The organism is Streptomyces sp. NPDC058955, assembly GCF_042741435.1.
GTDB lineage: Bacteria > Actinomycetota > Actinomycetes > Streptomycetales > Streptomycetaceae > Streptomyces.
In genome coordinates this window covers 1-12,711 of the sequence record NZ_JBHYKM010000170.1, presented here as the reverse complement: position 1 = coordinate 12,711, position 12,711 = coordinate 1, and the positions used below count along the sequence as shown (strand labels likewise).

Genomic DNA, 12,711 nt, shown 5'->3' with positions numbered 1-12,711 from the left:
CCCGAGATCTACACCTGCACTCTCGAGGGCCGCGTCAGTTGTGTAAAACACCCCGCGCGCCGGGCGCCCGGCCCCGGGGCGCCGCGCCGCCGCACGCGCGCGTGCGGCGCCCCGGCGCGTACCGGAGCCGTGCCGGCGGCGTGCGGAGGGTGACCGGAACCACCCTCCCGCGCCCAGGTGCGCCCCGTACCCTGTCTGTCGTGGCAGAACCAGCGGTGCGCGTCCCGGATGCGAAGGTCGCCCTGTCGACGGCCTCGGTCTATCCGGAGTCGACGGCGACGGCCTTCGAGGTCGCCGCGCGCCTTGGTTACGACGGCGTCGAGGTCATGGTGTGGACCGACCCGGTCAGCCAGGACATCGAGGCCCTGCGCCGGCTCTCCGACTACCACCAGGTGCCGATCCTCGCCGTCCACGCGCCCTGCCTGCTCATCACCCAGCGCGTCTGGTCCACCGATCCCTGGGTCAAGCTCCAGCGCGCCCAGGCGGCCGCCGAGAAGCTCGGCGCGTCCACGGTCGTCGTCCACCCGCCGTTCCGCTGGCAGCGCCAGTACGCCCGCGACTTCGTCACCGGCATCTGGCGGATGGCCGACGAGACGGACGTCCGCTTCGCCGTCGAGAACATGTACCCGTGGCGGTACAAGGACCGCGAGATGCTCGCGTACGCCCCCGAGTGGGACGTCACCAAGGACGACTACCGGCACTTCACGATCGACCTCTCGCACACCGCGACCGCCCGCACCGACACCCTGGCGATGATCGACCGCATGGGCGACCGGCTCGGCCACGTCCACCTCGCCGACGGGCGCGGCTCCGCCAAGGACGAGCACCTCGTGCCGGGCCGGGGCACCCAGCCCTGCGCCGAGCTGCTGGAACGGCTGGCCGTGACCGGGTTCGACGGGCACGTCGTCATCGAGGTCAACACCCGGCGCGCGATGTCCGCCGCCGAACGGGAGGCCGACCTCGCCGAGGCGCTCGCCTTCACCCGACTCCACCTCGCCTCGGCGACCCGGGGCACGCGCGCGTGAGCGAGGCGTCCCCCCGGCGCCGCGGCCGTCCCGCGCGCGGTGCGGCCGACGACAGCGGCCCCGGCGCGCGCGAGCGCATCCTGGAGGCGGCGCGGACGCAGTTCGCTGAGCGGGGCTACGACAAGACCTCGGTCCGCGGCATCGCCAAGGCCGCCGGGGTCGACCCGGCGCTGGTGCACCACTATTTCGGGACCAAGGACGAGGTCTTCGCGGCGGCGATCGAGGTCTCCTTCGAGCCGGCGCTCGTCGTCCCGGCCATCATCGACGGCCCGCGCGAGGCGGTCGGCGAGCGGCTGGCCCGCTTCTTCATCGGGGTCTGGGAGAACCCGGTGACCCGCGCCCCGCTGCTCGCGATCATCCGCTCGGCGGTCACCCACGACGCGGCGGCCACGGTGCTGCGGAGCTTCGTGCTGCGTCGGCTCCTGGAGCGGATCGCCGCCGCCCTCGCCGTACCGGACCCCGAGTTCCGGGCCGAGCTGGCGGCCTCGCACATGATCGGGATCGCGATCCTGCGGTACGTGATCCGGGTCGAGCCGCTGGCCTCCGCGGACCCGGAGCGGATCGTGGCCGAGGTGGCCCCGACGCTCCAGCGGTACCTGACCGAAGCGTGACCGAACCCGGTCGAAGTCCGACCGTTCTCGACGCTTCGACCCCGACCGGCCCCTGATCGACCCCTGACCGATCCCTGGAATCCCGTCCCGTATCCCGGACGACCTGTCCAGATCTTGGAGCGTCGGCGTACGCTCGAAGCAAGCACATCCATCACGAGGAGCGAGCGACGATGCCCGAGCTGAGGTCCCGCACAGTCACCCACGGCCGCAACATGGCGGGCGCCCGCGCCCTTATGCGCGCCTCCGGTGTACCGGGCGCGGACATCGGTCGGAAGCCGATCATCGCCGTGGCGAACTCCTTCACCGAGTTCGTCCCCGGCCACACCCACCTCCAGCCGGTCGGCCGGATCGTCTCCGAGGCCATCACCGCCGCCGGCGGCATCGCCCGCGAGTTCAACACGATCGCCGTCGACGACGGCATCGCCATGGGCCACGGCGGCATGCTCTACAGCCTGCCCTCCCGCGACCTGATCGCGGACAGCGTCGAGTACATGGTCGAGGCCCACTGCGCCGACGCCCTGATCTGCATCTCCAACTGCGACAAGATCACCCCCGGCATGCTGATGGCCGCGCTGCGCCTGAACATCCCGACGGTCTTCGTCTCCGGCGGCCCGATGGAGTCCGGCCGCGCCACCCTCGTCGACGGCACGGTCCGCACGCTCGACCTGGTCGACGCGATCTCCGACGCCGTGAACGACAAGATCTCGGACGAGGACATCCTCCGCATCGAGGAGAACGCCTGTCCGACCTGCGGCTCGTGTTCCGGCATGTTCACCGCCAACTCGATGAACTGCCTGACCGAGGCCATCGGCCTCTCCCTCCCCGGCAACGGCTCGATGCTCGCCACCCACACCGGCCGCCGCGCGCTGTACGAGAACGCGGCCCGCACGGTCGTCGAGATCACCCACCGGTACTACGACGAGGACGACGCCTCCGTCCTGCCGCGCTCCATCGCCACCCGCGCGGCCTTCGAGAACGCGATGGCGCTGGACATCGCCATGGGCGGCTCGACCAACACGATCCTGCACCTGCTCGCCGCCGCCCAGGAGGCCGAGCTGGACTACGGCCTGTCCGACATGGACGAGGTCTCCCGCCGCGTCCCCTGCCTGGCCAAGGTCGCCCCGAACGTCGCCCCGCGCGGCACGTACTACATGGAGGACGTGCACCGGGCCGGCGGCATCCCCGCCATCCTCGGCGAGCTGTACCGCGGCGGGCTGCTCAACGAGGACGTCCACGCGGTCCACTCCCGCTCCGTCAAGGAGTGGCTGGGCACCTGGGACGTGCGCGGCGGCTCGCCCAGCGACGAGGCCGTCGAGCTGTTCCACGCGGCCCCCGGCTGCGTCCGCTCCGCAGAGGCGTTCTCCCAGTCCGAGCGCTGGGAGAGCCTCGACGTGGACGCCGCCGGCGGCTGCATCCGCGACGTGGCCCACGCCTACTCCAAGGACGGCGGCCTCGCCGTCCTGCGCGGCAACATCGCCGTCGACGGCTGCGTCGTGAAGACGGCCGGCGTCGACGAGTCGATCTGGACCTTCGAGGGCCCGGCCGTCGTCTGCGAGTCGCAGGAGGAGGCCGTCGAGAAGATCCTCAACAAGCAGGTCACGGACGGCGACGTGGTCGTCATCCGGTACGAGGGCCCCAAGGGCGGCCCGGGCATGCAGGAGATGCTCTACCCGACCTCCTTCCTCAAGGGCCGGGGCCTGGGCAAGACCTGCGCCCTGGTGACCGACGGCCGCTTCTCCGGCGGCACCTCCGGCCTCTCCATCGGCCACGCCTCCCCGGAGGCCGCCTCGGGCGGCACCATCGCCCTCGTCGAGGACGGCGACCGGATCCGCATCGACATCCCGAACCGCGCGATCGAGCTGCTCGTCGACGACGCCACCCTGGCCGCCCGCCGCGAGGCCCTCGGCGGCGTCTACGCGCCGAAGAACCGCGAGCGCAAGGTGTCCGCCGCCCTGCGCGCGTACGCCGCGATGGCGACCAGCGCCGACAAGGGCGCCGTCCGGGACGTGACGAAGCTCGGCTGACGCACGCGCGCGGGGAGCCGCCGATCTTCCCCGGCCGCTCCCCGCGCGCGCAGGCCCTCCCCGTGATCCGTCCCGGGAGTACGGCCTACCAGGACTCCGCCACGCGCGCGTCCACCGCGAAGACCGAGCCGTCCGGCGCCGTCCCGAACACCCGGTCCCCGGCGACCAGCGGGGCCGGCACCTGCGTCGCGTACCCGAGCCGCCCGTTCCGCAGCCGCGGCCGGGTCTGCCCGACGACCGCGCCGCGCGCGGTGTCCACCGCGAACAGCCGCCCGTCCGCCGCGGACAGATAGAGCCGGTCGTCGGGGCCGAGGACCGGCACGGAGACGTTCGAGGCCCCCGTCTCCAGCTCCCACAGCCGGCCGCCCTTCTCCACCGCCGTGTCCAGGGCGAGCAGCCGCCCGTCCAGGGAGAGCAGATAGACGACCCGGCCCCGCACGGCGATGCCGCTGAGCTGCATCCGCTCCTGGATCCCGACCCGGCGCTCCCCGCCGGCGGCCGGACCGCTGCCCGGGTCGTCGGGGTCGCCCGGCGCGAGCAGCACGAGCCCGTCGACCAGGTCGCCCTGGTACCGGGTGGCGAGGACCAGCGTCCCGTCGCCGGTCCGGCCCACCGGGGCGGCGTCCCCGGTCACCACCCGGCTCCACACGATCTCGCCGGTCTCCGGCAGCAGGGCCGCGATCCGGCTGCTCCGCCCGTCCGCCGCCGTCTCGGAGACGGTGAGCAGTCCCGTCGGCCCGTCGTACGTGCCGAGCACCGGCGCGTCGAACCCGGCCAGGCGGTGCGCCCACCGCCGGGCCCCGGTCCGCGCGTCCACCGCCCGGAGCGCGCCGCGCCCGTCGGAGAGGACCACCACCGGCCCGGCCGGCCGGTACGTCTCGGGGACGTCCGCGCGCGCGGTCCAGCCGGGCGTCCCGTCCTCGACGGCGTACGCGCGCAGGGGGCCGGCCTTCGGCGCGGCGCCGACCAGCGGGTCCGGCCCGCCGACCAGCGGCACGGGCGCGTCCGGCGCCTCCGCGTCGACCGGCCCGGTCCGGTTCCACAGGACCTCGCCGGTCCGCGGGTCGAGGCGGGCGAGCGACACGCCCCGCGCCGCGCAGTAGAGGGAGCCGGCCTCGTGGGCGCAGGAGGGCGCGGCGGAGCCGCCGTACCGCTGGAGCTGGGTGACCCAGCCGTCGAAGGAGGTCGCCACCTCGGCGGGGTGGGCGGGCCCCTCGACCACGGGCCGGGCCGGCGGGCGCAGCGCCGCGTACACCCCGGCCCCGGCGAGGACGAGCACGACCGCGGCGGAGACCGTGAGCCGCGGGGCGAGCCGGGAGCGCCGCCGGCGCGCGGGCGGGGCGGCCACGGCGGCCCGGGTCGTGGTGTCGCCGCCGGCGAGGTCGGCGGTACGGATCCCGGCGGGGCCGCCGGTACGGCCGTCCGGCGCGAACGGGTCGGCGGGCAGCGCGGGCCGCCGCCGCTGGGACGGTATGAACGCCTCGGCCGCGTACGAGGGCGGCAGCAGGGCCGCCATGATCTCGGAGGGCGTCGGCCGGTCGGCCGCCTCCTTCGCGAGGCAGCGCGCGACCAGCGGCGCGAGCTCGGCCGGCACCCCGGAGAGGTCCGGCTCGTCGTGGACCACCTGGTAGGCCACGATGTACGGGCTGTCCGAGTCGAAGGGGCCGTGCCCGGTCGCCGCGTGCACCAGGACCGAGCCGAGCGCGAAGACGTCGGCGGACGGCCCGACCTCGCGCGGCCGCTGGAACTGCTCGGGCGCCATGAACGGCGGCGAGCCGATCAGCTTCCCGGTCTCGGTGTGCAGGTCGCTGTCGACGGGCCGGGAGATCCCGAAGTCGATGACCTTGGGCCCGGAGTCGGTGAGGAGCACATTGCTCGGCTTGAGGTCCCGGTGCACCACCCCGGCGCGGTGGATGTCGCGCAGCGCCTCGGCGAGCCCGGCGGTCAGCCGGCGCAGTTCGGCGGGGGAGAGCGGGCCGCGCTGGCGGACCTGGTCGGCGAGGGTGGGGCCGGGGACGTAGAGGGTGGCCATCCAGGGCCGCTCGGCGTCCGGGTCGGCGTCCACGACGGGCGCGGTGAAGGCGCCGCTGACCCGGCGGGCGGCGGCCACCTCCTGGCGGAACCGGGCCCGGAAGTCGGGATCCTCCGCGTAGCGCGCGTGCACCACCTTCACGGCGAGCCGCAGCCCGGAGGGCGAGGAGGCCAGATGGACGACGCCCATGCCGCCCGCTCCGAGCACCGCCTGCAGCCGGTACTCCCCGGCGTACTCGGGACCCTCGGCGCCCCGGCCCGCGTCGGTACTGCTCAACGGCGGCATCTCCCACCCCCGTGTGGTTCCGCGTCCGTCCACGCGCGCGTGCGCGACGCGAGGAGCCTAGTCGATGGCCCCCGCGATGTCGGAGGAGCTTGCTAGCCTGCGCGCGTCGCACAGAGTGAAGCCAGGGGGAGAACAGCCATGACGGTGAAGTACTACCCGGTCGCGCCGGGCTACCGGGTCAACGTCCGCTCCGGCCCGAGCACCCAGTACCCGGTGGTCCGGGTCCTCGCCGAGGGCGTGACCGTCCCGGTCTACTGCCAGAAGCCGGGCGAGTGGATCTCCGGACCGTACGGCACCACCCGCCTCTGGGACAGCATCGCCCCGGGGCAGTACGTCTCCGACGCCTACGTGAAGACCGGCAGCGACGACTACGTCGCGCCGCGCTGCGCCTGAGGACCTTCGCCTCGGCCGCTCCGGCGGCGCACCGGGGATAATCGACCTCGTGAGCGAGGACAAGCAGACCCCCGGAACCGGCACGAGCGGACCCCAGCCCGAGGAGATCCGTTTCTTCGGGACGACCTGGGTCGACCACAGCGCCCACTACGGCCTGCGGCGCGCCGGCCTCGCGGTCGGCGCGCTCGCCGCGGCCGCCGCGGGCGCCTTCGTCCTGCGCTTCGCCTACCAGGGACTCCAGGTCGCGGACGTGGGCGGGCTGGTGAACACGCTGGTCATCCTGATGTTCGCGATCTGCTCGGCCATCGCCTTCACCAAGACCTGGGAGGGCTTCGGCCGCCGCCCCGCCGACCAGGCCCGCGAGGACTCCCTCAAGAGCCTCAAGGCCATCGGCTTCATCGGCGTGCTCCTCGCCTACGCCCTCCGCTGCCTCCTGGAGGCCCCCGGCGAGAAGCTCCGCCGCGCCGAGTACGAGACGGCCCGCGCCCGCCACGAGAAGCGGCGCGGCGCCCGCACCGGCAACCCGGCCGCCCGCAAGAAGCCCAAGCGTTCCTGAGCGACGGTCCGGCGCGTCCGGAACCGGACCGCCCGAGCCCCCGCGATCCTTGACGCGGGGGCTTTTCCGTCCCCACTATTCATCACATGATGAATTACGACGCGGGGGAGCCCGAACCCCCCGACCAGGAACCCGCCGCCGCCCGCGACCTCACCGCCATCACCGCCCGCGACCTCACCGCCGTACGCGGCGAGCGCACCGTCCTGCGCGGCCTCGGCTTCACCGTCCCCGCCGGCCGCGTCACCGGCCTCCTCGGCCCCTCAGGCTGCGGCAAGACCACCCTCATGCGCGCGATCGTCGGCACCCAGGCCAAGGTCACCGGCACCCTCACCGTCCTCGGCAGCCCCGCCGGCCACCCCGGCCTCCGCCCCCGCATCGGCTACGTCACCCAGGCCCCCTCTGTCTACGACGACCTCACCGTCCGGCAGAACCTCGACTACTTCGCCGCCGTCCTCCTCCCCGGCCGCGCCCACCGCCCCGCCCGCCGCGCCGCCGTCGACCACGCCCTCACCGACGTCGACCTCACCGACCACGCCGACGCCCTCGCCGGACGCCTCTCCGGCGGCCAGCGCAGCCGCGTCTCCCTCGCCGTCGCCCTCCTCGGCACCCCCGACCTGCTCGTCCTCGACGAACCCACCGTCGGCCTCGACCCCGTCCTGCGCCGCGACCTGTGGGACCTCTTCCACCGCCTCGCCGCCGACCGGGGCACCACCCTCCTCGTCTCCTCCCACGTCATGGACGAGGCCGAGCGCTGCCACCGCCTCCTCCTCATGCGCGAGGGCGAGATCCTCGCCGAAGGCACCCCCGACACCCTCCGCCGACAGAGCGGCACCACCACCGTCGAAGAGGCGTTCCTCCACCTGGTCGACGCCGCCACGGCCCGCGCCGCCCACCAGGAGACCCGCCCATGACGACCTCCCGCACCCTCGCCACCGCCGCCCGCGTCCTGCGCCAGCTCCGCCACGACCCCCGCTCGATCGCCCTGATGCTGCTGGTGCCCTGCCTGATGCTCTTCCTGCTCCGCTACGTCTTCGACGGCAGCCCGGCAACCTTCGACAGCATCGGCGCCTCGCTCCTCGGCATCTTCCCGCTCATCACCATGTTCCTGGTGACCTCCATTGCCACCCTGCGCGAACGCACCTCCGGCACCCTGGAACGCCTCCTCGCCATGCCCCTCGGCAAGGCCGACCTCATCGCCGGCTACGCCCTGGCCTTCGGACTCGTCGCCGTCCTCCAGTCCGTCCTCGCCACCGGCCTCGCCGTCCGGTTCCTCGGCCTCGACGTCGTCGGCTCCCCCTGGCTCCTCCTCCTGGTCGCCCTCCTCGACGCCCTCCTCGGCACCGCCCTCGGCCTCTTCGTCTCCGCCTTCGCCGCCTCCGAGTTCCAGGCCGTCCAGTTCATGCCGGCCGTGATCTTCCCCCAGCTCCTCCTCTGCGGCCTCTTCACCCCGCGCGACAAGATGGCCCCCGCCCTCGAAGCGATCTCGAACGTCCTGCCCATGTCGTACGCCGTCGACGGCATGAACGAGGTCCTCCGCCACCCCGACGTGACGTCCGCCTTCGTCCGCGACGCCCTCGTCGTGGCGGGCTGCGCCGTCCTCGTCCTCGCCCTCGGCGCCGCCACCCTCCGCCGCCGCACCGCCTGACCGCCCCTCGGACACCCCGCGCACCGGCCGCCCCGCCGGTGCGAGGATGACGACACGTACCCCCTCCGGCGAGGTGAACAGAGCCATGACCCAGACCGTCGCAGTCCTCGGCACCGGCAAGATCGGTGAAGCCCTCCTCAGCGGCATGATCCGAGCCGGCTGGCACCCCGCGCACCTCCTCGTCACCACCCGCCGCAGCGAGCGCGCCGAGGAACTCCGCGACCGCTACGGCGTCGAGACCGTCACCAACGCCGAGGCCGCCAAGCGCGCCGACACCCTCATCCTCGCCGTCAAGCCGCAGGACATGGGCCGCCTCCTCGACGAGCTCGGCCCCCACGTCGCCACCGACCGCCTGGTCATCAGCGCCGCCGCCGGCATCCCCACCTCCTTCATCGAGGAGCGGCTCAGCCCCGGCACCCCCGTCGTCCGGGTCATGCCCAACACCCCCGTCCTCGTCGACGAGGGCATGTCCGTGATCTCCGGCGGCAGCCACGCCACCCCCGAGCACCTCGCCCACACCGAGGAGATCTTCGGCGGCGTCGGCAAGACCCTCCGCGTCCCCGAGTCCCAGCAGGACGCCGCCACCGCCCTCTCCGGCTCCGGCCCCGCGTACTTCTACTTCCTCGTCGAGGCCATGACCGACGCCGGCATTCTCCTCGGCCTGCCCCGCGCCCAGGCGCACGACCTGATCGTCCAGGCCGCCATCGGCGCCGCCGTCATGCTCCGCGACAGCGGCGAACACCCCGTGAAGCTCCGCGAGGCCGTCACCTCCCCCGCCGGCACCACCATCAGCGCCATCCGCGAGCTGGAGAACCACGGCGTCCGCGCCGCCCTCATCGCCGCCCTGGAAGCCGCCCGCGACCGCAGCCGCGAGCTCGCCTCCGGCAACGGCTGACCCCTACTCCGCCACGGTCCCCTTCAGCACGTCCTCCGTGGTCACGACCCGGGCGAACTTCCCGCCGTGCAGCGACACCGCCGTCGCCCGGGTCAGCTCCTCCGCCGTCTGCGTCCAGCCGAACGGCCCCGCCAGGTCGAAGGTGTGCATCGCGTCCAGCGGGAACACCACGTCGTACCCGAGATTCCCGCCCATCCGGGCCGTCGTCTCGTTGCACATGTTCGTCTGGATGCCGACGATCACGAACTGCTCGATCCCCGCCCCCTTCAGCCACGCGTCCAGGTCCGGCTCCCCGTAGAAGGCGGAGTTCACCGTCTTCGTCACCAGCACCTCGGGCCCGGCGCCCTTGCCCCGCCGCTCCTCGACGAAGTCCTTGAACGCGTTCCCCGCGGTCCCCGGCTCCAGCGGCGAACCCTCCCGCGGCGAGTCGTGCCGCACGAAGACCACCGGCCGGCCCGTCTCCTGCCACCGGTCGATCAGGGCGGTCATGTTCTTCTCCGCCTCCGGGTTGTTCCGACGACCCCAGAACTCGTACTCGAAGCCCTTCTGGACGTCGATGACGATCAGCGCTGCGTTCTTCTCGATCTCCATGACCACGATCCTGCCGCCGACCCGGCACCCGTCCCAGAGGCGCCGAAGCCAGCGATCGATGGTTTACTGCCAACCATGGCGGCCCCTCAGCGCATCGCTCTCCTCTCCTTCCCCGGCATCCGCGCCTTCGACGTCTCCGTCGTGACCGAGGTCTGGGGCACCGACCGCACCACCCGCGACGTCCCCGCCTTCGACCTCCGCCGCGTCGCCGCCGACCCGACCACCCCCGTCCCGATCCGCGGCGGCCTGAGCCTCACCCCGGACCGCCCCCTCGACTGGCTCGACACCCTCACCCCCACCGACCTCGTCCTCGTCCCCGGCATCGAGGACCCCGACGCCGACGCCCCCACCCCCGTCCTCGACGCCCTCCGCCAGGCCCACGCCCGCGGCGTCCCCGTCGCCTCCCTCTGCGCCGGCGCCTTCGTCCTCGCCCGCGCCGGCCTGCTCGACGGCCGCCGCGCGGTCACCCATTGGCGCCTCGCCGACACCCTGGCCGCCCGCCACCCCCGGATCCGCGTCGAACCGGAGGCGCTCTACATCGAGGACACCGGCATCTGGACCTCGGCCGGGACCGCAGCCGGCATCGACCTCTGTCTCCACCTCGTCCGTACGGCCCACGGCGCCGAGGTCGCCGCCACCGTCGCCCGCTCGATGGTCACCGCCCCGTTCCGCACCGGCACCCAGGCCCAGTTCATCGAGCGCCCCACCCCCAGGGCCGACCGCGACGAGGACGCGCTCGCCGCCGTCCGCGCCCACGCGCTCGCCCATCTCGACCAGCCCCACACCGTCGCCAGCCTCGCCGCCCACGCCGGCATGTCCCCGCGCTCCTTCGCCCGCCACTTCCAGGCCACCACCGGCACCACCCCGCTCCACTGGCTCATCGCCCAGCGCGTCGCCGCCGCCCAGAAACTCCTCGAACTCACCGACCATCCCCTCCCCGAAGTGGCCCGCCGCGCGGGCTTCGGCAGCGAGGTCACGATGCGCCAGCACTTCGCCTCGCACCTCGCCACCAGCCCGCGCGACTACCGCGCCGCCTTCCGTCACACGGCCGGCAACAGCCCGATCGCCCGGTAGGCCCGGTCCACCAGCGGCCGTGCCATCCCCCGGGCCCGCTCGGCCCCGTCCCGCAGCACCCGGTCCACGAACCCCTGATCCGCCGCGAGCTCGGCATGCCGCTCCCGCACCGGCCGCAGCAGCTCGACGACCGCGTCCGCCGTGTCCTTCTTCAACGCCCCGTACGACTCATATACACCGGCAAGCTCCTCCGGGTTCCCATCCGTCGCCGCCGCCATCAGATCGAGCAGATTCGCGAGACCCGGCTTGGCGTCCCGGTCGTAGACGACTTCCCGCCCGCTGTCCGTCACGGCCCGCATGACCTTGCGCCGCACGGTGTCCGCGTCGTCGAGGAGATAGACGATCCCGGCCCCGTTCTCGTGCGACTTCCCCATCTTCGAAACGGGGTCCTGGAGGTCCATCACCCGCGCCGCCACCGTCGGCCGCGTCGCCTTCGGCACGGTGAAGGTGTGCCCGTACCGCTGGTTGAACCGCACCGCCAGGTCCCGCGTCAGCTCCACGTGCTGCGTCTGGTCCTCGCCCACCGGCACCTCGTCGGCCCCGTAGGCCAGGATGTCCGCGGCCATCAGCACGGGATACGTGAGGAGCGAGAGCCGCACGCCCTGCCCGGCCTCCCGCGCCCGCACGCTCTTCTCCTTGTACTGGATCATCCGCCGCAGCTCGCCGTCGGTCGCCGTGCACTCCAGCAGGTACGACAGCCGGGCGTGCTCGTCCACGTGGCTCTGCACGAACAGCGTGCAGACCTCCGGATCGAGCCCCGACGCCAGCAGCAGCGTCGCCGCCTGCCGGCTGAGCCTGCGCACCCGCGCCGGATCGTGCTCCACGGTCAGCGCGTGCAGATCCACCACGCTGAACAGCGCCTCGCCCCGGTGCTGGTCCACCTCGACCCACCGCCGTACGGCTCCGAGGTAGTTGCCCAGCGTCAGATGCCCGGTCGGCTTGACCCCACTGAAGATCCTCGTCATCGCGTTCCGCTCCTTCTCCGTCCCGAGCCGGCCCGACGGCCCGGCTCCCGGAGGGGGATACGCGAACGGCCGCCGGATCGGCGGCCGTGTGCATGCGTCAGTACGGGCCGCCGTCAGGCGGCCCACCACAGGGTGGTGAGCGCACGCGTAGTCATACGGAGAGAGTACGCCCCAGGACGTGGGTTGACACGGGATTGACCGATCCGTAGTGTTCTCCGAGTTGTCCGACGTGAGCACCGACCCCGGTCGGCCCCGGACAGCCATTCCGCAAGAACCACCGAGCCTGACGGCCGCGATTCGTCGTGCCGTTCTGCTTTCCGTGCGTTTTTGCGAAATGAGGAATCCGCGTTCGAAGTCCGGACGTCGGCCCCGATTCGCTTCGGGGCCAAGGAATCCGCTAAAGTCTCACTCGTCGGAAGGGCCCAACAGCCCGGAAGACAAACCCCGCTGACTGGGAATCAGACGCCGAAAGGATCTGATAGAGTCGGAAACGCCGGAAGGGCCCGGAGCGAAAGCGAAAGGGACCGGAAAGCGCCGAGGAAATCGGATCGGAAAGATCTGATAGAGTCGGAAACGAAGGAAGCGCCCGGAGGGCCTGGAAACAGGAACGAAGGA

At 73.1% G+C, this 12,711-nt stretch carries 12 protein-coding genes; 9 read left to right on the top strand and 3 right to left on the bottom strand.

Annotated elements, in window-relative coordinates:
• Positions 1-200: 200 nt before the first annotated feature.
• The 3 genes from ACFW1I_RS35970 (at position 201) to ilvD (ending at position 3,660) form a co-directional block, all read left to right on the top strand.
• Positions 201-1,025: a sugar phosphate isomerase/epimerase family protein gene (locus ACFW1I_RS35970; RefSeq protein ID WP_384677918.1), complete on the top strand. Its 825-nt coding sequence runs from the start codon at positions 201-203 to the stop codon at positions 1,023-1,025.
• Positions 1,022-1,636, top strand: a complete 615-nt coding sequence (locus ACFW1I_RS35965) for a TetR family transcriptional regulator (RefSeq protein WP_384677916.1) — start codon at positions 1,022-1,024, stop codon at positions 1,634-1,636. The genes ACFW1I_RS35970 and ACFW1I_RS35965 overlap by 4 nt, the downstream gene beginning before the upstream one ends.
• A 170-nt stretch (positions 1,637-1,806) precedes the next feature.
• Positions 1,807-3,660 carry a dihydroxy-acid dehydratase gene (gene ilvD, locus ACFW1I_RS35960; protein WP_384677914.1) on the top strand — a complete coding sequence of 618 codons (1,854 nt, stop codon included), beginning with the start codon at positions 1,807-1,809 and terminating at the stop codon, positions 3,658-3,660.
• Positions 3,661-3,745: 85 nt separating this feature from the next.
• On the opposite strand, the gene ACFW1I_RS35955 is transcribed toward ilvD, so the two are convergent.
• The gene (locus ACFW1I_RS35955) at positions 3,746-5,977 is read right to left on the bottom strand and encodes a protein kinase (protein WP_384677912.1); all 2,232 of its coding nucleotides are present in this window, start codon (positions 5,975-5,977) and stop codon (positions 3,746-3,748) included.
• Positions 5,978-6,115: 138 nt separating this feature from the next.
• On the opposite strand from ACFW1I_RS35955, the gene ACFW1I_RS35950 reads away from it, so the two are divergent.
• The 5 genes from ACFW1I_RS35950 (at position 6,116) to proC (ending at position 9,466) form a co-directional block, all read left to right on the top strand.
• Entirely contained in the window at positions 6,116-6,370 is a 255-nt protein-coding gene (locus tag ACFW1I_RS35950) for an SH3 domain-containing protein (protein ID WP_384677909.1), read from the top strand.
• A 49-nt stretch (positions 6,371-6,419) separates the two neighbouring features.
• Positions 6,420-6,926 carry a hypothetical protein gene (locus tag ACFW1I_RS35945; RefSeq protein ID WP_384677907.1) on the top strand — a complete coding sequence of 169 codons (507 nt, stop codon included), beginning with the start codon at positions 6,420-6,422 and terminating at the stop codon, positions 6,924-6,926.
• Positions 6,927-7,012: 86 nt separating this feature from the next.
• On the top strand, positions 7,013-7,837 hold the full coding sequence (locus tag ACFW1I_RS35940; protein ID WP_384677905.1) for an ABC transporter ATP-binding protein: 825 nt from the start codon (positions 7,013-7,015) through the stop codon (positions 7,835-7,837).
• Positions 7,834-8,571: an ABC transporter permease gene (locus ACFW1I_RS35935; protein WP_384677903.1), complete on the top strand. Its 738-nt coding sequence runs from the start codon at positions 7,834-7,836 to the stop codon at positions 8,569-8,571. Before ACFW1I_RS35940 ends, ACFW1I_RS35935 begins: the two co-directional genes overlap by 4 nt.
• Positions 8,572-8,656: 85 nt before the next feature.
• Positions 8,657-9,466, top strand: a complete 810-nt coding sequence (gene proC / locus ACFW1I_RS35930; RefSeq protein WP_031006365.1) for a pyrroline-5-carboxylate reductase — start codon at positions 8,657-8,659, stop codon at positions 9,464-9,466.
• 3 nt (positions 9,467-9,469) lie between these two features.
• Here proC and ACFW1I_RS35925 read toward each other — a convergent pair whose 3' ends face one another.
• Entirely contained in the window at positions 9,470-10,057 is a 588-nt protein-coding gene (locus tag ACFW1I_RS35925; protein ID WP_384677901.1) for a cysteine hydrolase family protein, read from the bottom strand.
• 75 nt (positions 10,058-10,132) lie between these two features.
• Between ACFW1I_RS35925 and ACFW1I_RS35920 the strand changes: the two genes are divergently transcribed.
• Positions 10,133-11,131, top strand: coding sequence for a GlxA family transcriptional regulator (locus tag ACFW1I_RS35920; protein ID WP_384677899.1), 999 nt, complete (start codon positions 10,133-10,135; stop codon positions 11,129-11,131).
• Here the strand turns inward: ACFW1I_RS35920 and trpS are convergent.
• On the bottom strand, positions 11,098-12,096 hold the full coding sequence (gene trpS / locus ACFW1I_RS35915) for a tryptophan--tRNA ligase (RefSeq protein ID WP_384677897.1): 999 nt from the start codon (positions 12,094-12,096) through the stop codon (positions 11,098-11,100). The two genes, ACFW1I_RS35920 and trpS, sit on opposite strands and share 34 nt — an antisense overlap.
• Positions 12,097-12,711 lie beyond the last annotated feature (615 nt).